Annotated in this window: 24 protein-coding genes; 6 read left to right on the plus strand and 18 right to left on the minus strand. The window is 70.1% G+C overall.

Translation table 11 applies throughout. The annotated features are described in order from the left end of the window. Positions 1–72: 72 nt before the first annotated feature. The 15 genes from H8N03_RS14225 to H8N03_RS14295 all read right to left on the minus strand — a co-directional run bounded on the left by H8N03_RS14225 (position 73) and on the right by H8N03_RS14295 (position 11,358). Complete coding sequence (locus tag H8N03_RS14225) at positions 73–741, minus strand: tetratricopeptide repeat protein (RefSeq protein ID WP_187076838.1); 669 nt, start codon at positions 739–741, stop codon at positions 73–75. Next, on the minus strand, positions 738–1,100 hold the full coding sequence (locus H8N03_RS14230) for a cytochrome c-type biogenesis protein (RefSeq protein ID WP_187076839.1): 363 nt from the start codon (positions 1,098–1,100) through the stop codon (positions 738–740). Before H8N03_RS14230 ends, H8N03_RS14225 begins: the two co-directional genes overlap by 4 nt. Beyond that, positions 1,097–1,615, minus strand: a complete 519-nt coding sequence (locus H8N03_RS14235) for a DsbE family thiol:disulfide interchange protein (RefSeq protein ID WP_187076840.1) — start codon at positions 1,613–1,615, stop codon at positions 1,097–1,099. The genes H8N03_RS14230 and H8N03_RS14235 overlap by 4 nt, the downstream gene beginning before the upstream one ends. Further along, positions 1,612–3,603, minus strand: a complete 1,992-nt coding sequence (locus H8N03_RS14240; RefSeq protein ID WP_187076841.1) for a heme lyase CcmF/NrfE family subunit — start codon at positions 3,601–3,603, stop codon at positions 1,612–1,614. The genes H8N03_RS14235 and H8N03_RS14240 overlap by 4 nt, the downstream gene beginning before the upstream one ends. Continuing rightward, positions 3,600–4,043, minus strand: a complete 444-nt coding sequence (gene ccmE / locus H8N03_RS14245; RefSeq protein ID WP_187076842.1) for a cytochrome c maturation protein CcmE — start codon at positions 4,041–4,043, stop codon at positions 3,600–3,602. The genes H8N03_RS14240 and ccmE overlap by 4 nt, the downstream gene beginning before the upstream one ends. After that, positions 4,040–4,189, minus strand: a complete 150-nt coding sequence (gene ccmD / locus H8N03_RS14250) for a heme exporter protein CcmD (protein ID WP_187076843.1) — start codon at positions 4,187–4,189, stop codon at positions 4,040–4,042. Before ccmD ends, ccmE begins: the two co-directional genes overlap by 4 nt. Next, positions 4,186–4,980, minus strand: a complete 795-nt coding sequence (gene ccmC, locus H8N03_RS14255) for a heme ABC transporter permease CcmC (RefSeq protein WP_187076844.1) — start codon at positions 4,978–4,980, stop codon at positions 4,186–4,188. The genes ccmD and ccmC overlap by 4 nt, the downstream gene beginning before the upstream one ends. Then, complete coding sequence (locus H8N03_RS14260; protein ID WP_187076845.1) at positions 4,977–5,717, minus strand: heme exporter protein CcmB; 741 nt, start codon at positions 5,715–5,717, stop codon at positions 4,977–4,979. Before H8N03_RS14260 ends, ccmC begins: the two co-directional genes overlap by 4 nt. Further along, positions 5,672–6,292 (minus strand): heme ABC exporter ATP-binding protein CcmA, encoded by a 621-nt coding sequence (gene ccmA, locus H8N03_RS14265; RefSeq protein ID WP_187076846.1) that lies wholly within the window; start codon positions 6,290–6,292, stop codon positions 5,672–5,674. The genes H8N03_RS14260 and ccmA overlap by 46 nt, the downstream gene beginning before the upstream one ends. Further along, on the minus strand, positions 6,289–6,882 hold the full coding sequence (locus H8N03_RS14270) for a NapC/NirT family cytochrome c (RefSeq protein ID WP_187076847.1): 594 nt from the start codon (positions 6,880–6,882) through the stop codon (positions 6,289–6,291). Before H8N03_RS14270 ends, ccmA begins: the two co-directional genes overlap by 4 nt. A gap of 3 nt (positions 6,883–6,885) precedes the next feature. Further along, entirely contained in the window at positions 6,886–7,479 is a 594-nt protein-coding gene (locus tag H8N03_RS14275) for a nitrate reductase cytochrome c-type subunit (RefSeq protein ID WP_435531668.1), read from the minus strand. Continuing rightward, positions 7,476–9,974 (minus strand): periplasmic nitrate reductase subunit alpha, encoded by a 2,499-nt coding sequence (gene napA / locus H8N03_RS14280; RefSeq protein ID WP_187076848.1) that lies wholly within the window; start codon positions 9,972–9,974, stop codon positions 7,476–7,478. The genes H8N03_RS14275 and napA overlap by 4 nt, the downstream gene beginning before the upstream one ends. After that, the gene (locus tag H8N03_RS14285) at positions 9,971–10,246 is read right to left on the minus strand and encodes a chaperone NapD (RefSeq protein WP_187076849.1); all 276 of its coding nucleotides are present in this window, start codon (positions 10,244–10,246) and stop codon (positions 9,971–9,973) included. Before H8N03_RS14285 ends, napA begins: the two co-directional genes overlap by 4 nt. Then, on the minus strand, positions 10,243–10,407 hold the full coding sequence (napE, locus tag H8N03_RS14290; protein ID WP_187076850.1) for a periplasmic nitrate reductase, NapE protein: 165 nt from the start codon (positions 10,405–10,407) through the stop codon (positions 10,243–10,245). Before napE ends, H8N03_RS14285 begins: the two co-directional genes overlap by 4 nt. Positions 10,408–10,566: 159 nt before the next feature. After that, complete coding sequence (locus tag H8N03_RS14295) at positions 10,567–11,358, minus strand: exodeoxyribonuclease III (protein ID WP_255428209.1); 792 nt, start codon at positions 11,356–11,358, stop codon at positions 10,567–10,569. 10 nt (positions 11,359–11,368) lie between these two features. Between H8N03_RS14295 and pyrE the strand changes: the two genes are divergently transcribed. Together pyrE and H8N03_RS14305 are read left to right on the plus strand one after the other, a co-directional pair. Beyond that, positions 11,369–12,049: an orotate phosphoribosyltransferase gene (gene pyrE, locus H8N03_RS14300; protein ID WP_187076852.1), complete on the plus strand. Its 681-nt coding sequence runs from the start codon at positions 11,369–11,371 to the stop codon at positions 12,047–12,049. 15 nt (positions 12,050–12,064) lie between these two features. Beyond that, positions 12,065–12,712, plus strand: a complete 648-nt coding sequence (locus H8N03_RS14305; protein WP_187076853.1) for a DUF4124 domain-containing protein — start codon at positions 12,065–12,067, stop codon at positions 12,710–12,712. Positions 12,713–12,830: 118 nt separating this feature from the next. On the opposite strand, the gene gatB is transcribed toward H8N03_RS14305, so the two are convergent. Genes gatB through gatC form a run of 3 tightly spaced genes read right to left on the minus strand, consistent with a single transcriptional unit; the run spans position 12,831 to position 16,044 of the window. After that, positions 12,831–14,279: an Asp-tRNA(Asn)/Glu-tRNA(Gln) amidotransferase subunit GatB gene (gene gatB / locus H8N03_RS14310; protein WP_187076854.1), complete on the minus strand. Its 1,449-nt coding sequence runs from the start codon at positions 14,277–14,279 to the stop codon at positions 12,831–12,833. A 2-nt stretch (positions 14,280–14,281) separates the two neighbouring features. After that, a complete protein-coding gene (gatA, locus tag H8N03_RS14315) occupies positions 14,282–15,748 on the minus strand; it encodes an Asp-tRNA(Asn)/Glu-tRNA(Gln) amidotransferase subunit GatA (RefSeq protein ID WP_187076855.1) in 1,467 nt (488 codons plus the stop codon). Beyond that, the gene (gene gatC / locus H8N03_RS14320; protein ID WP_187076856.1) at positions 15,745–16,044 is read right to left on the minus strand and encodes an Asp-tRNA(Asn)/Glu-tRNA(Gln) amidotransferase subunit GatC; all 300 of its coding nucleotides are present in this window, start codon (positions 16,042–16,044) and stop codon (positions 15,745–15,747) included. Before gatC ends, gatA begins: the two co-directional genes overlap by 4 nt. 173 nt (positions 16,045–16,217) lie before the next feature. On the opposite strand from gatC, the gene H8N03_RS14325 reads away from it, so the two are divergent. The 4 genes from H8N03_RS14325 (at position 16,218) to mrdA (ending at position 20,987) form a co-directional block, all read left to right on the plus strand. Continuing rightward, the gene (locus H8N03_RS14325; protein ID WP_187076857.1) at positions 16,218–17,261 is read left to right on the plus strand and encodes a rod shape-determining protein; all 1,044 of its coding nucleotides are present in this window, start codon (positions 16,218–16,220) and stop codon (positions 17,259–17,261) included. Positions 17,262–17,305: 44 nt separating this feature from the next. After that, positions 17,306–18,232 (plus strand): rod shape-determining protein MreC, encoded by a 927-nt coding sequence (gene mreC, locus H8N03_RS14330; protein ID WP_187076858.1) that lies wholly within the window; start codon positions 17,306–17,308, stop codon positions 18,230–18,232. A 13-nt stretch (positions 18,233–18,245) separates the two neighbouring features. After that, a complete protein-coding gene (mreD, locus tag H8N03_RS14335) occupies positions 18,246–18,764 on the plus strand; it encodes a rod shape-determining protein MreD (protein ID WP_187076859.1) in 519 nt (172 codons plus the stop codon). 93 nt (positions 18,765–18,857) lie between these two features. Then, complete coding sequence (gene mrdA / locus H8N03_RS14340; protein ID WP_187076860.1) at positions 18,858–20,987, plus strand: penicillin-binding protein 2; 2,130 nt, start codon at positions 18,858–18,860, stop codon at positions 20,985–20,987. The last annotated feature ends 27 nt before the right edge of the window (positions 20,988–21,014 follow it).

Below are 21,014 nucleotides of genomic sequence, written 5' to 3' on the forward strand. Positions count from 1 at the left end.
GGAACGGCATGCGGAGGGAAGCTCGGGACGCGGAGGTCAGGGGCAGGATCATGCCAGCCCCGGGGGCGCACTTCAGCGCAGCGCGCTCGCAGGCAGCGCGGGTGGGGCCAGCTTCTCCAGGCTGTCCCGGGCGATGCGGGCCGCCGGGGACTCGGCCGGCGCGGTCTGCACCACCAGCTGCCAGCGCTCGCGGGCCTGCGCGACGCGGCCTTGCCGGAACTCCGCGGTGGCCAGCAGCAGCTGGGCCTTGGGATGCGCGGGAGCGGCCAGTACGGCGCGCTGCAGCAGCGCGGTGGGTTCGCCGGCCAGCTCGCCCTGCGCCACCACGCCGAGCGCGTCGGCGAGGTCCGCGAGCAGGTCCGCGTCGTCCGGTGCCAGCGCGAGCGCGCGTCGATAGGCCGCCGCCGCCAGCTCCCACTGCTCGAGCACCTGGTGCGACCGCGCCAGCATGAACCAGCCTTCCACGTCGGCGGGGTCGGCCTGCAGGCGCGCCTCCAGGCGCCGGACCATGCCTTGCAGGTCGGCCGGCGTCTGCGGATGCGCCGCCGCCTGGGACTGCGCCTCCAGCACGCGCGGGCTGCCGAGGGTGAGGTACAGCGCCACCGCGGCCAGCGGCAACGCGAGCGCGACCGCATGCGCGGCGCCGCGCCGCGCGTCGCGCAAGGGCCCGAGCACCCATGCGAGCGCACCCGTGCAGAGCAGCAGCGCCAGCGCGGCGAAGGCGGCCTGCATGGCGTTCATGCGGCCTGCTCCTCGCGCCGGCGCAGGCGCAGCCACGCGACGAGGCCGCCGACGGCGAGCAGCAGCGCGGGCGCGCACCACAGCAGCGCCGTGTGCGCCGTCCAGGGCGGGTCGTAGAGGACGTAGTGGCCGTAGCGCTCCACCATGAAGCGGCGGATCTCCTCGTCCTGGCGGCCGGCGGCCACCTGCCGCGCGATCTCGCGCCGCAGGTCCACGGCCAGGTCCGCGTTGGAATCGGCGAGGTTCTGGTTCTGGCACACGGGGCAGCGCAACTCGGTGGCGAGGGCGTGCACGCGGTCCGGCGTGGCGCCTGCCGCGGACACGACCAGCGCCAGCAGCAGGGGCGCGAGCGCCTTCATTGCCGCAACTCCTGCAGTAGCGGCTGCAGCTTGTCGCGCACGAGCTCGGGCGTCAGCGGCCCCGCATGGCGCATGCGCACGCGTCCTTCGCGATCGATGACGAAGGTCTCGGGCACGCCGTACACCCCGAGGTCGATGCCCAGGCGCCCGTCCGCATCCACCAGGCTGGAGCGGAACGGATTGCCCGACGTTCGCAGATAGGTCGCGGCGCGCTGGGGATCGTCCTTGTAGTTCACGCCGTGCAGCAGCAGCCCTTGCTTCGCCATGGCCAGCAGCGTGTCGTGCTCCTCGCGGCAGCCGGTGCACCAGGTCGCCCAGACGTTGAGCAGCCACACCTGGCCCTTCATGGCGGACGCGTCGAAGCGCTGGCCGCCGTCGTGCAGCAGGGGCGCGTCCAGCGGTGGCAGCGGCTTGCCGGCGAGCGCCGAGGGCAGCACCTGCGGCTGCTGGCGCAGGCCGGCGGCGAGCAGCGCCATCAGCGCGCCGAGCAGGAGCAAGGGCAGCAGCCGCTTCATGCGAGGGCTCCCGTGGCGGGCGCGTCGCCGTCGATGCCGGCGACGGGCTCCGCGGCCGGCGCCGTGCGGCGCGTTGGCAGCGCACCCAGCGCCGCGCCCACGCCCGCGAGCAGGAAGCCGATCCAGACCCAGGACATCATCGGCTTGTACTGCAGCCGCACGCCCCAGGTGCCGGGCGCGGTCTCGTTGCCCAGCGCCACGTAGACGTCGCGCCACGGGCCGATGTCCATGGCGGGCACCGAGACCGTCATCTCCTGCGTGCGGTAGCGGCGGCTCTGCGGCTCGAGCACGGACAGCGCGCGGCCCGCGCCGTCGCGCAGGAGGAAGCGCGCGCGCACCGCATCGTGGTTGTGCGCCGCCGCGGCCTGCAGTTCCTGCAGCGTGACCTGGTAGCGGCCGAGCGCCTGCGTCTCCCCGACCGCCATCGCGACTTCCCGTTCGACCTGGCCGCCGCGCAGCAGCGACACGGCGACCACGAACACGCCGATGCCGGCGTGCGCGATCCACAGCGCGGCGCTGCGCCGCGTGAGCGCCCGGCGGCCGTCGCGCCGCACGCGCGCCGCCGCCATGAAGAGCGTGCCGGCGAGCACCCAGGTGCCCACCGCCGCTCCCAGGACGGGCCCGAACCGCCACGCGTCCGCGTGCAGGGCCGCAGCGAGCAAGGCCGCGCCCAGCGCAGCGCCAGCCGCCCACGCGCAGCGGCGCAGCAGGTCGCGCCCCGCGGCCTGGTCCCAGCCCGCCAGCGGTGCGGGCACCATCGCCAGCAGCGCAGGCAGCATCAGCGGCACCAGGACAGCCTCGAAGTACGGCGCGCCCACCGAGATGCGCGGCCCGCCGAAGGCCTCGAGCGCCATCGGGTACACGGTGGCCAGCAGCACGGTCGCCGAAGCCACCGAGAAGAGCAGCGCGTTCACGAGCAGGAAGGTCTGCCGCGACACGAGCCCAAAAGGAGGCCCGGACGCCAGGCGGTGCGCGCGCGCCCCGTGCAGCAGCAAGGCGGTCCCGACGGTCAGCCCGAGCAGCGACAGGATGAACACGCCGCGCCGCGGGTCCGTCGCGAAGGCGTGCACGGAGGTGATGGCGCCGGAGCGCACGAGGAAGGTACCGATGAGGCTGAGCGCGAAGCCGGCGATGGCCAGCAGCACCACCGCGCGCCGGAACGTCCCGCGCGCGATCGCAGCAGGCAGCAGGTGCAACAGGGCGACGCCCGTGAGCCAGGGCAGCAGCGATGCGTTCTCCACCGGATCCCAGAACCACCAGCCGCCCCAGCCCAGCACGCGGTAGGCCCAGTGGCTGCCGAGGACGATGCCCACCGTCAGGGCCGCCCACGCGGCGAGGGCCCACGGCCGCAGCCACGCGAGCCAGGTCGCCGGCATGCGTCCCGCCCAGAGGCACGCGACCACGAACGCGAACGGCACCGCGAAGCCGACGTAGCCGAGGTACAGGGCGGGCGGGTGGAAGGCCATGCCCGGGTCCTGCAGCAGCGGGTTGAGGTCCGCGCCTTCGGCAGCCGACGGGATCAGCCGAGTGAACGGGTTGGACCCGAGCAGCACGAAGAGCAGCAACCCGGCCTGCACGAGCCCGAGCACCGACAACAGGCGGCAGGCCAGGTCCGCCTCGACGCGCCGCGTCGACAGCGCGACCGCGCTCACCCAGCCCGCCAGCGTCAGCACCCACAGCAGCATCGAGCCTTCGTGGCTGCCCCACATCGCGGAGAGCCGGTACAGCAGCGGCAGCGTGGAGTGGCTGTTGGACGCCACGTAGCGGACGGAGAGGTCGTGCGACACGAACGCCCAGACGAGGGCGGCGGTGGCGATCCCGCACAGCACGAGGACCATGGTGGCGGACCGGCGCGCGAGCGCGGCCCACGCGTCGGCACTGCCGGGAGCGACTCCGGCGCGCGCAAGCAGGGGCGTGCCCGCAGCCCCCATCAGCAGGCCGAAGCACAGCGCCAGCACGAGCGCGAAGAGGCCCAGTTCCGGGATCATGGCGCCTTCACCCACGGCGGCCGCGCGGCCGCCCCGTGATCCGGCGCGGGTGCCGCATAGGTTTCCTCGTGCTTGGCCAGCACCTCGTGCGCGACGAACACGCCTTGCGCACCGAGGCGCCCCGAGGTGACGACGCCACGCGACTCGCGGAACAGGTCGGGCAGCAGGCCCTCGTACTCCACCGGGATGCGTGCCTGGCCATCGGCAACGACGAAGCGCACCTTCAGGCCTTGTGCTTCGCGCTGCACCGATCCCGCCTCCACCATGCCGCCCAGCCGCACGACCTGGCGCGTGCCCGAGGGCATCGCCTGCAGTTGCGCGGGCGTGTAGAAGAACAGCAGGTTGTCGCGCAGCGCGGAGAGCACGAGCGCCGCCGCCACGCCCAGCGAGGCGACGATGGCCAGCAGCAGGAGCAGGCGCCGGCGGCGCGCGGGACTCATGCGTCGTCCTCCGGTCCGCCGCTGCGCAACCTGCGCAGGAGCCAGGCAGCCTCCAGCGCCACCAGCACGGCGGCGGCCATGTAACCCGGCCACACGTAGATGCCGTGGCCACCGAGTTGCCAGAAGGCGGTCCAGTCGATGCTCATGTGGGCGAAAGCTCCGAGCCTGCCGTGGCGGGCTGCAGTTGCGCGGCCGGCGCGCCGTCGCGGGAGCGCGCGAACTGCTCTTCGCGGCGCCCTTCCGCGCGCAGGAGGAGGTGCGCTCGCAGCAGCCCCGAGCCGGCGGCATGGCACCAGGCGGCGACGGCCATCGCGAGCAGCGCGTGCAGCATGGCCGGCGCCAACTGTGCGCCTTGCGAAGGCGACAGCGTCGCACCCTGGTGCAAGGTGTTCCACCAGACCACGGAGAAGTAGATGACGGGCAGGTTCACCAGGCCGACCATCGCGAGCAGGCCCGCCGCGCGGCGGCCGCGCTCGCGGTCCTCGAAGCCGTGCTGCAGCACCATCACGCCCGCGTACAGGAGCAGCAGCAGGAGCTCGGACGTGAGGCGCGCATCCCAGACCCACCACGTGCCCCAGGTGGGCTGCCCCCACAGCGAGCCGGTCAGCAGCGCCACCGCGGTGTAGCCGGCACCGACCGGCGCGAGCCCCTGCGCCAGCGCCCAGGAGACGCGCGTGTTCCAGATCCACCCGGCCGCGCAGTGCAGCGCCATCACGAAGTACACGAACATCGACATCCACGCCGTCGGCACGTGCAGGTACAGCAGGCGGTAGACCTCGCCTTGCGCGGCATCGGTCGGTGCGACGAAGAACGCGTTCCACAAGCCCCACGCGGCCGCGATCGCGGCCAGGCACCACAGCCGCAGCCCCCAGCGGCGTGACCACGGCAGGAACACGGGCGGCGACAGCAGGGCGCGCGCGGGACGCAGTGCCTTCATGCGGCGTCCTCCAGCGACAAGGCGGCTGCGATCGCGAACGGCCCCAGCGTGGCCGCGACAAGCGAGCACGCGCACAGCAGCCACAGCGCCCCCGCACCCGCCGCGGGATCCGCGGCGCGCACGCCGAACAGCAACACCGGCACGGCGAGCGGCAGCACGAGCAGCCCCAGCGCGGCCGGCGTCGTGCGGCTGGCGAGCGTGAGCGTGGCCGCGAAGAGCGCGAGCACCACCACCACGGGCAATCCCGCGAGCAGCGACACCGCGAGCGCCACGCCTTGCGCGACGGAGAGCTGGAAGAACAGCGCGATGGCCGGCGTGGCGAGGACGAGCGGGACGACGGTCGCCACCACCTGCGCCGCCAGCAAGCCCGCCACCGGCGCCAGCGCGCCGCCCGGGGCGAGCCGCAGCTGGTCGAGCATCCCCGCCGCCGCCTCTTCGCGCATGCCCTGCTGCTGCGCGAGCAGCGTGGCGAGCAGCGCGCCGACCCAGGCCGCGACGGCGGCGGTGAGCGGCGCGGGCAGGCCCGCGGGCGCGGTCGCGAGCGCCACCAGCGCGCCCACCAGCAGGAAGAAGCCGGCGCTGGTGGCGGCATCTGCCGGCCGGCGCCACGCGAGGCGCAGGCCGCGCGCCAGCATGGCGCGGCCCGCCGCCCAGGGCGAAGGCCCCGGCGCGTCGGTCGGCGCCTGCGGGATCAGGACCAGCGCAGGCGGTGCAACGGCAGCTCGGTCCGGGTCCATGTGTCGGTGTGGCAGCTGAGGACGGCGCATCCGCCGGCGCGCAGGTGGGTGCGCACGCGGTCCACGACGGCGCGCGTGGCATGGTCATCGAGGCCGGCGAGCGGCTCGTCGAGCACCCAGAGGGGGCGACGCGTCACCCAGAAGCGCGCCAGCGCCGCGCGGCGCCGCAACCCGGGCGACAGCGCGCGGCCCCGCACGTGGCGGTACGCAGCGAGGCCCAGCGCGTGCAGGGCCGCATCGATCTCGTCGTCCGTGCACGCTTCGCCGGTGAGCGCCAGCAGGGACCGCACGTTCTCCGGCGGCGCGAGTTCGCCCGAGGTGGCATCCGCATGCCCCAGGTACGCCAGGTTCGCCTGCAGGTCCGCCGTGGCCTGCGGCAAGGCACGGCCGCGCCAGCGCAGCGTGCCCGCCTGCGGCGCGCGCAGGCCGCACAGCGTGCGCAGGAGCGTGCTCTTGCCGCAGCCGTTGCTGCCCTGCACGAGGAGCGCGTGGCCGGGCGCGAGCTCGAAGCCGATGTCCCGCACCAGCCAGCGCCCGCCGCGACCGAGGGCCAGGCCCTCCGCCGCCAGGCTCACGGTTGACGCCCCGCCATGTTCGGCAGGCGGTGGGCGATGCCCTTGTGGCAGTCGATGCAGGTCTTGTCGCCGCTGGCGAGCTGGGTCGAATGCGCATCGACCGCGCGCTTGCTCTGCTTGGTGAAGTCCATGGACTGGAACAGGTGGCAGTTGCGGCACTCGAGCGAGTCGTTGGCCTTCATGCGTTCCCACTCGTGCTCGGCGAGCGTGCGCCGCATGGCCTCGAACTTCTCGGGCGTGTTGATGGTGCCGAAGATCTTGCCCCACACTTCCTTGGACGCCTGCATCTTGCGCGCGATCTTGTCCGTCCAGTTGTGCGGCACGTGGCAGTCCGAACACTTGGCGCGCACGCCGCTGCGGTTGCTGAAGTGGATGGTGCCCTGCAGCTCCTGGTAGACGTTGTCGCGCATCTCGTGGCAGCCGATGCAGAACTTCTCGGTGTTGGTCAGTTCCAGCGCCGTGTTGAAGCCGCCCCAGAACACGATGCCGGCGACGAAGCCCAGGATCGTGAGGAAGCCCAGGCTGAAGTAGCGGCTGGGCCGCCACAGCACCGTCCAGTACCGCTTCGCGAGGCGAACGAGGCCGCGCATGCCTTACTTCCTCTCCGGCGTGCTCGCCGCCGCGCTCGCGGCCGCCTGCGGGTTCAGCATGGCGTCGACGTCGACGAAGCGGTTGGCCACCAGCGGCTGCAGGTCCGCCTGCGGCACGTGGCACTGCATGCAGAAGTAGCGCCGCGGCGAGAGCTCGGCCAGGTGGTTGCCGGAGCGGTCCTGGAAGTGCGTGACGCTGATCATCGGCGCCTGGCTCTCCTGCGTGCGCGTGCGGGCGTGGCAGAACATGCACCGGTTGGCGTTCTTGTCGATCTGGTAGCCCTCGACCTTGTGCGGGATGACGGGCGGCTGCATCGAGTAGTTGCGCACCCGCTTGATGTCGCTGTTGTCGGGGTTGGTGATCGGCGGCGGCTTCGTCGTCTCCGTGATCGGCGCGCCACGCATCACGTCCATGCCGGGCGCCATCTCGCGCGACGCGACCACCGTCGGCGCGGTGGTCGGTTGCTGCGCCTGAGCCTGGGGCTGCGGCTGCTGCTTCGGGGGCTCCGCGGGCGGCGGCTCGGCCTTGTTGCAGCCGGCCAGCACCGCGAAGACGCAGGCCACGGAAGCGAGGAGGAGTCGGCGCGCGGTGCTCATGCCGACACCTTGCGGATCGCGACCGCGCACTTCTTGAAGTCCGTCTGGAAGCTGATCGGGTCGGTCGCGTCGAGCGTCACCTTGTTGATCAACTGGCTGGCGTCGAACCAGGGCACGTACACCAGGCCGCGCGGCGGCTTGTTGCGGCCGCGGGTCTCCACGCGCGTCTGCATGCTGCCGCGGCGCGAGACGATCTCCACCGCGTCGCCGCGCCGCAGGCTCAAGGCAGCGGCGTCCTCGGGGTGCATGTAGGCCACGGCGTTGGGGAACGCGCGGTACAACTCGGGAACGCGGCGCGTCATGGAGCCCGAGTGCCAGTGCTCCAGCACGCGCCCGGTGCACAGCCAGTAGGGGAACTGCTGGTCCGGCTCCTCGGCGGCCGGCTCGTAAGGCAGGGCGTAGATCACGGCCTTGCCGTCCGGGTGGCCGTAGAAGCGGACGCCCTCGCCCTTCTTCACGTACGGGTCCGTCCCTTCACGGTAGCGCCACAGCGTTTCCTTGCCGTCCACGACCGGCCAGCGCAGGCCGCGCACCTGGTGGTAGGTGTCGAAGGGCGCGAGGTCGTGGCCGTGACCGCGGCCGAACTTCGCGTACTCCTCGAACAGGCCCTTCTGCACGTAGAAGTTGAAGGAGCGCGCGTCGTCGTTGTCGTAGCCCGCTTCCATGTGCGTGAGCGGGAAGGCATTGACCTGGCCGTTGGCGAACAGGACGTCGAACAGCGTCTTGTTGCGGTACTCCGGCGCCTTCGCGAGCAGGTCGGCGGGCCACACTTCGTCCATGCGGAAGCGCTTGGAGAACTCCATCAGCTGCCACAGGTCCGAGCGCGCCTCGCCCGGCGGCTTCACCAGCTGGTGCCAGAACTGCGTGCGGCGTTCGGCGTTGCCGTAGGCCCCTTCCTTCTCCACCCACATGGCGGTGGGCAGCACCAGGTCGGCCGCCATGGTGGTCACCGTCGGATACGCGTCCGACACCACGATGAAGTTCGCGGGGTTGCGGTAGCCCGGCATCGCCTCCTGCATGATGTTCGGGGCCGCCTGCATGTTGTTGTTGCACTGGACCCAGTAGGCATTGAGCTTGCCGTCCTTGAGCATGCGGTTCTGCAGGACGGCGTGGTAGCCGGGCTTGTCGGGAATGGTGCCCGCGGGCAGCTTCCAGATCTCCTCCGCCATCGCGCGGTGCTTCGGGTTCGTCACCACCATGTCGGCCGGCAGCCGGTGGCTGAACGTCCCCACCTCGCGCGCCGTGCCGCACGCCGACGGCTGGCCGGTGAGCGAGAACGGGCCACTGCCCGGCGTGGAGATCTTGCCGGTGAGCAGGTGCAGGTTGTAGAGGAGGTTGCTGCACCAGGTGCCGCGCGTGTGCTGGTTGAAGCCCATGGTGAAGAAGGAGACGACCTTCACCTTGGGGTCTGCGTACAGCTCGGCGAGCCGCTCGATGCGCTCCTTCGGCACGCGGGAGAGTTCGGCCACCTTGTCCAGCGTGTACTGGCTCACGAACTTCGCGTACTCGTCGAAGTTGGCGGGGCGGCCGCCGCCGGTGTCGGAGGCGAACTTCGCCTTCATCTGCAACGGGTGCTCCGGCCGCAGGCCGTAGCCGATGTCCGCGTTGCCGATCATGAAGCGCGTGTGCTTGTCGACGAACGCCTGGTCGTACGCCTTCTTCTGGATGATGTAGTTGGCGATGTAGTTCAGGATCGCCAGGTCCGTCTGCGGCCGGAAGGTCAGGGCGATGTCCGCGAGTTCGTACGAGCGGTGCTCGTAGACCGAGAGCACGGCCACCTTGACGTGCGGCGCGGACAGGCGCCGGTCGGTCACCCGCGTCCACAGGATCGGGTGCATCTCCGCCATGTTCGAGCCCCACAGCACGAAGGCGTCGGCCTGCTCGATGTCGTCGTAGCAGCCCATCGGCTCGTCCATGCCGAAGGTGCGCATGAAGCCCGCGACCGCCGACGCCATGCAGTGGCGCGCATTGGGGTCGATGTTGTTCGAGCGGAAGCCGGCCTTGAACAGCTTGGCGGCGGCATAGCCTTCCCAGATCGTCCACTGGCCGGAGCCGAACATCCCGACGCCGGTCGGGCCCTTCTCCTTGAGCACGCGCTTGAACTGCGCGGCCATCGTGTCGAAGGCGACCTCCCACGACACGGGCTGGAACTCGCCGTTCTTGTCGTACTTGCCGTCCTTCATGCGCAGGAGCGGACGCGTGAGGCGGTCCTCCCCGTACATGATCTTGGAGAGGAAGTAGCCCTTGACGCAGTTGATGCCGCGGTTGACCTCCGCCTGGATGTCGCCGTGCGTGGCGACCACGCGGTTGTCCTTCACCGCCACGTTGACGCCGCAGCCCACGCCGCAGAAGCGGCAAGGCGCCTTCGACCATTTCAGTTGCGTGCGGGACGCGTCCGTCACCACGTTCTGGGCGCCGGCCGCGACGGGCAGGCCGGCGGCGAAGGCGGTGGTCGCAGACGCGGTCTGCCGGATGAAATCGCGGCGGCTCGTCATTCCGGGATCTCCTCGTTCATGGCTTCCTCGGGCTCGGCGTGCTGGTAGACCACGGCGACGTTCAGGACGCCGCGGACCGAGCGGATGGCATCGAGCTGCTGCATGACAGCGCGGCTCGTGGCGGCTTCGAGCACCGCGACGACGCGCCCGTCGGCGGCCTCGTGGGTCACTTCGGCGTTCGGCAGGAGGGAGACGGCGACGCAGACGTCGTGCAGGCTCTCGGGCCTGGCGTGGACCAGGACACCGGCCACGTGGATTTCGGCGCCGTTCATCCGGGCAGGTCCCCGGTGACCAGCTGGTACATCCAGACGGCGAAGCCGTAGCCGCCCACGATCGCCACCGCGAGGATCGGGGCCATGGCCACGGTCAGGAACAGGAACGTCCGGAGTTCCTCCCGGAACGTCGACGGCGCTCGTGGATCTTGTTCGCCCATCACCTCTCCTGTCGGAAACCGGTGGCCCGCGGCAGCGGCCGCGAAGCTCCGGTGCACCTTGCAAGTGCGGCGATGCTAGTACAGACCCGGCGGTCTGTGGTCAGGAAAAGGGGAAGGCAGGAAGGGCGGGACGCGCAGGCGCCCCGCCACCGCCCCGGATCAGAGACCTATTTCGTACTGGATGGTCAGCGGCGCGTGGTCGCTGAAGCGCGTGGTCTTCCAGATGGCCGCATCGCGGGCCGACTGCGCCAGGCCGGGCGTCGCGATCTGGTAGTCCAGGCGCCAGCCCACGTTCTTCGCCCAGGCCTGGCCGCGGTTGCTCCACCAGGTGTAACAGTCGTCCGTGGTCTCGGGGTGGAGGTGACGATAAACGTCGACCAGGCCGGTTTCGGATAACAGTTTTGTCATCCAGGCGCGTTCCTCGGGCAGGAAACCGCTGTTCTTGCGGTTGCCCTTCCAGTTCTTGAGGTCCTTCTCGTGGTGGGCGATGTTGACGTCGCCGCACAGGATGAACTCGCGCGACTGCTTCAGGGCGACCAGGTGCGGGTCGAGCGCGTCCAGGAAGCGGTACTTCGCCGCCTGCCGGTCTTCCCCGGAGGAGCCGGAGGGGAAGTAGCAGCTGATGATGGAGAGCTTGCGCTGCGGCGTGTCGAAGCGCAGCTCCACGTAACGGCCCTCCTCGTCGAACTCCGGGCAGCCGAAGCCGACGACGACGTCGCTGGGCTCGTGCTTCGAGAAAGCGCCGACGCCCGAATAACCCTTCTTCCGGGCGAAGTGGAAATGCCCCCTGAGTCCGGCGAGGCTGTCGTGCTTGCCGTGCACGTCCTCCGCCTGGGCCTTCACCTCCTGCACGCAAATACAATCCGGAGAGTTTTGTGCGACCCATGCCTCCACGCCCTTGCTGGCGGCCGAACGGATGCCGTTCAGGTTGAGGCTGGTCAGTTTGAACAAGGAATTTCCCATGATGGCGGTGACGGGCCAGGACCGGCTGGCGCAGGATTTCGTGGCGTTCGCGGTGCGGTCGGGCGTCCTGCGCTTCGGCGAATTCAAGACGAAGGCGGGCCGGCTCTCGCCCTATTTCTTCAACGCGGGCCTGTTCGACGACGGCGAGAAGCTCGGGCAGCTGGCGCAATTTTATGCCCAGCGCATCCTGGCTTCCGGCGTGCAGTTCGACATGCTCTTCGGGCCGGCGTACAAGGGCATTCCCCTCGCCGCCGCCGTCGCCATCGAGCTGGCGCGCCTCGGCCGCAACGTTCCCTATGCCTACAACCGCAAGGAAGCCAAGGACCACGGCGAGGGCGGCACGCTGGTGGGCGCGCCGGTGCGCGGCAAGGTGCTGATCGTCGACGACGTGATGTCGGCCGGCACGGCGGCCCGCGAGTCCATCGCCCTGATCCAGGCGGCCGGCGCGACCCCGCACGCGGTGGCGATCGCCCTGGACCGGCAGGAGAAGGCGACGGAGAATGGCCAGGACGTGCCCTGGAGCGCCGTGCAGTATGTCCGTGAAAAACTGGGGCTGCAGGTCTGTGCCATTGCCAGGCTGGCAGACCTCTTGCTCTACCTGGAGCAGCACGCCGGCGACGACCTGGGGCAATACCACGCGAAAGTGGTGGCCTACCGGGACCGCTACGGCGCCGGCTGAACCAAGGGAGGTCCCATGTCCGGTCCGATCCGCCTTGCCTGCACCTGCCTGCTGGCGGGAGCGCTGACCGGCGCATGGGCCGAGGGCATCTACGTGTGCGTGGATGCCAAGGGCCGCCGGCTCACGTCGGACCGCCCCATCCCGGAATGCGCGGACCGGGAACAGAAGCAGATGAATCCCAGCGGGACCTTGCGCCGCGTGGTGCCGCCCACGCCGACGGCGACCGAGCGCGCCGAGATCGACGCACGCGAAAAGAAGGCAGCGGAGGAACAGCAACGGTCCGCGGAACAGAAGCGCGTGCAGAAGCTGCTGGTGGCCCGCTACCCCAACCAGGCCGCGCATGACGCGGACCGCGCCAAGGCCCTGCAGGCCATCGACGGGGTGATCGCCTCCGCCCGCAAGCGCATCGTGGAACTGGCGGCCGACCGCAAGAAGCTGGATGACGAGAGCGAGTTCTACAAGGCCCCGAAGCCGCTGCCGGCGCAGCTGAAGCGCCAGCTCGAAGACAACGACCAGCAGGTCGCCGCCCAGCAGCGCTTCATCGCCGCCCAGGAAGACGAGAAGAAGCGCATCGCTGCCCGCTACGACGAGGAACTCGCCCGGCTGCGGCAGGTGTGGGCGCAGAACCAGGCCGCGGCGATGCCCGCGGCGGTGACGCGCTGATGCGGTCCTCGAGGCGCTGAAGCGTAGGCTGGGTTTCGCGTCAGCGAACCCCAGCGCTTTTCGCGCATCGCCGGGGTGCGCTTTTCGCGCAACCCGGCCTCCAGGGCTCCGAGCCCCCTTACACCCCCAGCTTCTTCCGCAGCAACTCCCCCACCTGCTGCGGATTCGCCTTGCCCTTGCTCGCCTTCATGGCCTGGCCGACCAGGGCGTTGAACGCCTTGTCCTTGCCGGCGCGGACTTGTTCGACGTTGGCGGGGTTGGCGGCGATGACCTCGTCGACGATCTTCTCCAGGGCGCCGGTGTCGTTCACCTGCTTGAGCCCCCTGGCTTCGATCACCGCATCCACGTCGCTGCCCTCGCCGCTCCACAAGGCATCGAAGACCTGCCGCGCGGCATTGTTCGAGACCGTGCCGTCCGCGATGCGCTGCAGCAGCTTCGCGAGCGTGGCGGCGGGCACCGGCGCCTGCGCGATGCCGATCTCCTCGGCATTCAGCCGGCGCGACACCTCGCCCATGATCCAGTTGCTGGCCAGCTTGGCCTGGCCGCTCGCCTTCGCCGCCTCCTCGAAGTAGGCGCCCATCGCCTTGCTCTGCGTGAGCGTCGTGGCGTCGTACTCCGGCAGCCCGTAGTCCGCCACGAAACGCGCCGCCATCACGCGCGGCAGTTCCGGCATCTCGCCCTTCACGCGCTCGATCCACTCGGAAGCGATCACCAGCGGCGGCAGGTCCGGGTCCGGGAAATAGCGGTAGTCCGCCGCGTCTTCCTTGGTCCGCATCGCGCGGGTCTCGCCGGTGTCCGGGTCGAACAGCACCGTGGCCTGCTGGATCGCGAGGCCGTCTTCCAGCTGCTCGATCTGCCAGCGCACCTCGAAGTCGATCGCCTCCTTCATGAACTTGAAGGAGTTGAGGTTCTTGATCTCGCGACGGGTGCCGAACGGCTGCCCCGGCTTGCGCACCGACACGTTGGCGTCGCAGCGGAAGCTGCCTTCCTGCATGTTGCCGTCGCAGATGCCGATCCAGGTGACGATCTTGTGCAGTTCCTTGGCGTAGGCGACCGCCTCGTCGGACGAACGCATGTCCGGCTTCGTCACGATCTCGAGCAGCGGCGTGCCGGCGCGGTTCAGGTCGATGCCGGACTGGCCGACGAAGTCCTCGTGCAGGGACTTGCCCGCGTCCTCCTCGAGGTGCGCGCGCTCGAGGTTCACCGTCTTCTTCTCCCCGTCCACGAAGAACTCGACGACGCCGCCCTGCACCACCGGGATCTCGTACTGCGAGATCTGGTAGCCCTTGGGCAGGTCCGGATAGAAGTAGTTCTTGCGCGCGAAGATGCTGCGCGGCGCCACGTGCGCGCCGATCGCCAGCCCGAAGCGGATGGCTCGCTCCACCGCGCCGCGGTTCATCACCGGCAGCGTGCCGGGCAGCGCCAGGTCCACCGGGGAGGCCTGCGTGTTGGGCTCGGCGCCGAACCGGGTCGGCGCACGGCTGAAGATCTTGCTTTCGGTGGAAAGCTGCGCGTGCGTCTCGAAGCCGATGACGACTTCGTAGCCGTGGATCAACTTGGCGGTCATGTTCAGAAGCCCTCCGGGGTGCGGAGGTGGAAGTCGGTCGCCTGCTGGAAGCGGTGCGCCGCGTTCAGCAGCTTCCCTTCCTGGAAGTAGTTGCCCAGGAGCTGCAGCCCCACCGGCATGCCGCCTTCGCCGAAGCCCACGGGGATGCTCATGCCGGGCAGGCCTGCCAGGGAACCGGGCAGCGTGAAGATGTCGGCGAGGTAGTCCGCCAGCGGATCGCCGCCGTGGCCGCCCAGCGACCACGCGACGCTGGGCGCCACCGGGCCGGCGATCACGTCGCACTTCCGGAACGCCGCCTGGAAGTCGTCGGCGATCATGCGGCGCACCTTCTGCGCCTGCAGGTAGTAGGCGTCGTAGTAGCCGTGCGAGAGCACGTAGGTGCCGATCATGATGCGGCGCTTCACCTCGTCGCCGAAGCCTTCGGCGCGGGTCTTCTTGTACATGTCCAGCAGGTCCGCGTACTGCTTCGCGCGGTGGCCGAACTTCACGCCGTCGAAGCGCGAGAGGTTGGAGCTCGCTTCGGCCGGGGCGATGATGTAGTAGACGGGGATGGCGAGCTCGGTGCGGGGCAGCGAGATCTCCACGCGCTTCGCGCCCAGCTTCTCGTACTGCTGCAACGCCGACTCGATGGCGGAGCGCACGTCGGCGGTCACGCCTTCGGCGAAGAACTCCTTCGGCACGCCGATGCGCAGGCCTTCCAGCGAGCCGCCCAGGGCTCGCGTGAAATCTTCGGAAGGCACGTCCAGCGAGGTGGAGTCCCGATCCGGGTCCGGCCCGCACATCGCGGACAGGAGCAGCGCGCAGTCTTCCGCCGACCGCGCCATCGGTCCCGCCTGGTCCAGGCTGGACGCGAAGGCGATCATCCCGTAGCGGGAAGCACGCCCGTAGGTCGGCTTGATGCCGGTGATGCCGCAGAAGGATGCCGGCTGGCGGATGGAGCCGCCGGTGTCGGTGCCGGTGACGGACGGCGCCAGCCCCGCGGCCACCGCGACGGCGCTGCCGCCGGAGGAGCCGCCGGGGATGCGGCTGGTGTCCCAGGGGTTCTTCACCGGCGCATAGGCGGAGTTCTCGTTGGACGAGCCCATCGCGAACTCGTCGCAATTGAGCTTGCCGAGGCTCACCATGCCCGCTTCGGCCAGCTTGCGGACCACCGTGGCGTCGAAGGGCGAGCGGTAGCCCTCCAGCATCTTCGAGCCGGCGGTGCTGGGGAAGTCCTTGGTGACGAAGATGTCCTTGTGCGCCACGGGCACGCCGACCAGCGGCCCTGCGTCGCCGCGGGCGAGCCGTGCGTCGGCTTCCTTCGCCTGGGCCAGGGTGACGGTTTCGTCGGTCGCGAGGTACGCGCCCAGCCCGGCGTGCTGCTTGCCGCGGGCCAGGAAATGCTGCGCCACCTCGCTGGCCGAGACTTCCTTCGCCTTCAGCTTCGCGGCCAGGGCGGCGACGCCCAGTCGATGCAGTTCGCCGCTCATTCGATCACCTTCGGCACCAGGAACAGCCCGCGCTCCACCGCGGGGGCGCTTTGCTGGTTCGCCTCGCGGGCGTTCGGCTCGCTCGCGACGTCCTCGCGCAGGCGCAGGTGGACGTCCTGGACGGCCGCCACGGGGTGGGGCAGCGGGTCCACCCCGGAGGTGTCCACGGCGCGCATCTTCTCCACGATCTCGAAGAAGCCGTTGATCTGGGCGAGCATGCGCTCGCTTTCATCGGGTTGCAGTTCCAGCCGCGCCAGGTTGGCGATGCGGGCGATGTCTTGGGGGTTCAGCGACATGGTGAAATTTGTCTTTGCGCCAGCGCCACAGGGACGCGTGGCGAGGGCTCGCGCGCGGGGGTCCGGCACAGGGGATGGGGTATTATCCCGCCTTCGGCGAGCGGAGCTCCGCCGTCGTGTGCAGTGGCCGCGCAACGCGGCCGCTTTCGCAGAAGAAACGAGGATTCCCCCAAATGTTCGGAGCCTTCCGACGCTATCTGTCCACGGACCTGGCCATCGACCTGGGCACGGCCAACACGCTGATCTTCGTCCGCGACAAGGGCATCGTCCTCGATGAGCCGTCGGTCGTCGCCATCCGCCACGAAGGCGGCCCCCAGGGCAAGAAAACGATCCAGGCCGTCGGCCACGAAGCCAAGGCCATGCTGGGCAAGGTGCCGGGCAACATCGAAGCGATCCGCCCGATGAAGGACGGCGTGATCGCCGACTTCACCGTCACCGAGCAGATGCTCAAGCAGTTCATCAAGATGGTCCATCCCCGGTCCGTCCTGAAGCCCAGCCCCCGCATCATCATCTGCGTGCCCTGCGGCTCCACCCAGGTGGAACGCCGGGCCATCCGCGAATCGGCGCTGGGCGCCGGCGCGAGCGAGGTGTACCTGATCGAGGAACCCATGGCCGCGGCCATCGGCGCCGGCCTGCCGGTGTCCGAAGCCTCGGGCTCCATGGTGGTCGACATCGGCGGCGGCACCACCGAGGTGGGCGTCATCTCGCTGGGCGGCATGGTCTACAAGGGCTCGGTGCGCGTGGGCGGCGACAAGTTCGACGAAGCCATCATCAGCTACATCCGCCGCAACTACGGCATGCTGATCGGCGAGCCCACCGCCGAAGGCATCAAGAAGCAGATCGGTTCCGCCTTCCCCGGCAGCGAGGTGAAGGAGATGGAGGTCAAGGGCCGCAACCTCTCCGAGGGCGTGCCGCGCAGCTTCACCATCTCGTCCAACGAGATCCTGGAAGCGCTGACCGACCCCCTGAACAACATCGTCTCCGCCGTGAAGAACGCGCTGGAGCAGACCCCGCCGGAACTGGGTGCCGACATCGCCGAGCGCGGCATGATGCTCACGGGCGGCGGCGCGCTGCTGCGCGACCTGGACCGCCTGCTCGCCGAGGAAACCGGCCTGCCGGTGCTGGTCGCCGAAGACCCGCTCACCTGCGTCGTGCGGGGCTGCGGCATCGCGCTGGAGCGCATGGAACGGCTGGGCTCGATCTTCACGAGCGAGTGATCGTCTGACGCCCCGGCTCAGCGGGGCCGGGGCACAATTCCGCCATGCCCCTCGGCACCCTCGACCGGACGCCTCCGCCCTTCTTCAAGCAAGGACCATCAGCCCTCTCCAAGCTGATGGTCTGCAGCGCGCTGGCGCTGTTCCTCATGGTGGCGGACGTGCGCTTCCGCATCACGCAGCCGATCCGCGCCTCGATCGCGACCGTGCTGTTCCCGGTGCAGTGGCTCGCCATGCGGCCCGTGCTCGCGGTGCGCACCGTGGAGGACTACTTCACCTCCCTGAACGCGGCGCTGAAGAACGAGGAAGCTGCCCGCCGCAAGCTGATCGTGCAGTCCGCGCGCGCCGGCCAGGTGGAGCAGTTGATCAACGAGAACGCGCAGCTGCGCAAGCTGCTGGGCCTGCGCGAACGCCTGAACACCCCGACGCAGACGGCCGAAGTGCTCTATGACGCCGCGGACCCGTACACCCGCAAGGTGATCATCGACAAGGGCCTCGCGCAGGGCGTCGAGGCGGGCTCGCCGGTGATCGACGAATCGGGCGTGCTCGGGCAGGTGACGCGCGTGCACCCGCTCATCAGCGAAGTAACGCTGGTGACCGACAGCGAACAGGCCATCCCCGTGCTGAACACCCGCACCGGCAACCGCGGCATCGCCTACGGCGACGCGGGCCGCCACGGCAGCGGGGGGCTGGAGCTGCGCTACATGGCCGCCAACGCCGACGTGCAGCCCGGCGACCTGCTCACCACCAGCGGCGTCGACGGCGTCTACCCGCCCGGCATCCCGGTGGCGAAGGTCGCCAAGGTGGAGCGCCGGCCCGATTCGGCCTTCGCCCGCATCGTCTGCTACCCGCAGGCGCAGGTGGACGGCGTCCGGCACGTGATGGTGCTGAAGTCGCTGCTGAGCCAGATCCCCCCGCGGCCCGCGCCCGAGGACGCCGCGCAGCCGGTGGCCAAGCGGCCGGCGCGCAAGTGAGGAGCGCCACCGCATGATCATGCGCCCCGGGCAGCCGCTGCTGCTGCCAGCCAACCCCCTGTTCATCTGGTTCACGCTCATCGTGGCCCTGATGTTCAACATGCTGCCCCTGGGCCGCCTGCCGTGGATGCCCGACGTGCTGGCCGTGGTGCTGGTGTTCTGGAGCGTGCACCAGCCGCTGCGCATCGGCGTGATCGTCGCCTTCCTGTTCGGGCTGGCCGTGGACGTGCACCAGACCTCGCTGCTGGGCCAGCACGCGCTCGCCTACACCACCCTCACCTACTTCGCGATCACGATCCACCGCCGCCTGCTGTGGTTCACGGTGCCTTCGCAGGCGGTGCAGGTGCTGCCCCTCTTCGCGGCCGCCCACGCCATCGAGCTGGCGATCCGCATGCTGGCCGGCGGCGCCTGGCCGGGCCCGCTGTTCCTGCTGGCGCCCGTGACGGAAGCCGCGCTCTGGCCGGTCGTCAGTGTCCTGCTGTTACTGCCGCAACGCAGGGCGCCGGATCCGGACGAGAATCGGCCGCTGTAGGCGAGGGGCTAGGGATTAGGGACTAGGGGCTAGGGAACGCCCGGGAGCCTTCGGCCCCTAATCCCTAGCCCCTAGCCCCTAGCCCCTTTTGAAATGACCGAACTCCGCAACCTCGAAGCCGACCTCTCGCGCTTCCGCATCCGCGTGCTGGTGGCCAGCGCCGCGGCGCTCTTCTGCTTCGGCCTCATCGCCGCGCGGCTGGTGTGGCTGCAGGTCGTGCAGCACGACGCGCTCGACGAACAGGCGGAGGCCAACCGCACCGCGATCGTGCCGATCGCGCCGAACCGCGGCCTGGTGGTGGACCGCAACGGCATCGTGCTCGCGACCAACTATTCGGCCTACACGCTGGAGATCACGCCGTCGCGCCTGTTGCGGCCGCTGGAGAGCGTGATCGACGAGCTCGGCGGCATCGTCGAGATCCAGCAACGCGACCGGCGGCGGTTCAGGAAGCTGCTGGAAGAAGGCAAGAGCGTCGACTCGATCCCGATCCGCACGAAGCTGACGGATGACGAGGTCGCGCGCTTCACCGTGCAGCGCTTCCGCTTCCCCGGCGTGGAGATCAAGGCGCGCCTGTTCCGCAACTACCCCTGGGGCGAGCTCGCCAGCCACGCCATCGGCTACATCGGCCGCATCAACCAGCGCGAGAAGGAGCAGATCCAGGAGTGGCCCGAGGAGGAACAGGGCAACTACCGGGGCACCGAATACATCGGCAAGCTCGGGGTCGAACAGAGCTACGAAAAGCAGCTGCACGGCATCACGGGCATCGAGCAGGTGGAGACGTCCGCCGGCGGCCGCGCCGTGCGCAAGCTGGCCAGCTCGCCGGCGACGCCGGGCAACACGGTGATGCTCTCCATCGACATCAAGATGCAGAAGCTCGTCGAGGACCTGTACGGCGACCGCCGCGGCGCGATGGTGGCGATCGACCCGCGCAACGGCGAGATCCTCGCGTTCGTCTCGAAGCCGACCTTCGACCCGAACCTGTTCGTCGACGGCATCGACCAGGAGAACTGGTCCGCGCTGAACGAATCGATCGACAAGCCGCTGCTCAATCGCGCCCTGCGCGGCACCTATCCGCCCGGCTCCACCTACAAGCCCTTCATGGCGCTCGGCGCGCTGGAGACCGGCAAGCGGACGGCGACGCAGGTGATCCAGGACAACGGCTCCTGGAGCTTCGGCGGCCACGTGTTCCGCAGCCACGGCGACCACGGCCTCGGGCCGGTGGACATGCACACCAGCATCGTGAAGTCCAGCAACGTCTACTACTACGCGCTGGCGAACGACATGGGCGTGGACCTGATGCACGACTTCATGAAGCCCCTGGGCTTCGGCCAGCTCACCGGCATCGACATCTTCGGCGAGGTGCGCGGCGTGCTGCCGAGCCAGGAGTGGAAGCGCAACTACTACAAGCGCCCCGAGCAGAAGAAGTGGTACGCGGGCGAGACCATCTCGCTGGGCATCGGCCAAGGCTACAACAACTTCACGATGCTGCAGATCGCGCAGGCCCTGAGCACCGTGGTGAACGGCGGCGTGAAGCACAAGCCGCACCTCGTGATCGCCACGCAGGACGCCACCAGCAAGGAGCTCACGCCGGTGCCCAAGGCGGAAGGCGTGCCGCTGGGCTACAAGCCTGCGCACCTGGAAGTGGTGCGCAAGGCCATGGTCGCCGTCACGCAGCAGGGCACCTCGACGCGCGTGTTCCAGGGCGCCGGCTACCTGTCCGGCGGCAAGACCGGCACGGCGCAGGCCGTCGGCGTCGCGCAAGGCGCGAAGTACAACGCCGCCAAGCTGGAGGAGCACCAGCGCGACCACTCGCTCTACATCGCCTTCGCGCCGGCGGAGGCGCCGACGATCGCGCTGGCGATGATCGTGGAGAACGCCGGCTTCGGCGCGGCTGCCGCGGCGCCGATCGCGCGGCGGGTGTTCGACTACGCGCTCATGAACCAGTACCCGAGCGAGGAAGACCTGGTGGCCGTGCGCGAAGGCAAGGCCGCCAACCCCATCGGCACGCCGCGCCTCGCGACCGAGGCCGCCTGGCCGCCCGCGGTGCCGGCCGCCGCTGCCGCGATGGCCTCGGCGAGCGCGCCGGAAGCGGCGGTGGCCACCGTCCGCTCCGACCTGACCGTGCACACGGCCTTCTCGCCGGTGCACAACGCGCAGTCGGGCACGCCCACCTCCGGCACCGGCGCCGGCTGGGTGCCCCGCCGGCGCCACGGGGCACGGTAACGGGGGAGCCCGCGGCGCACGGGAAAG

It is taken from the genome of Ramlibacter cellulosilyticus (assembly GCF_014297465.1).
Lineage (GTDB): Bacteria > Pseudomonadota > Gammaproteobacteria > Burkholderiales > Burkholderiaceae_C > Ramlibacter > Ramlibacter cellulosilyticus.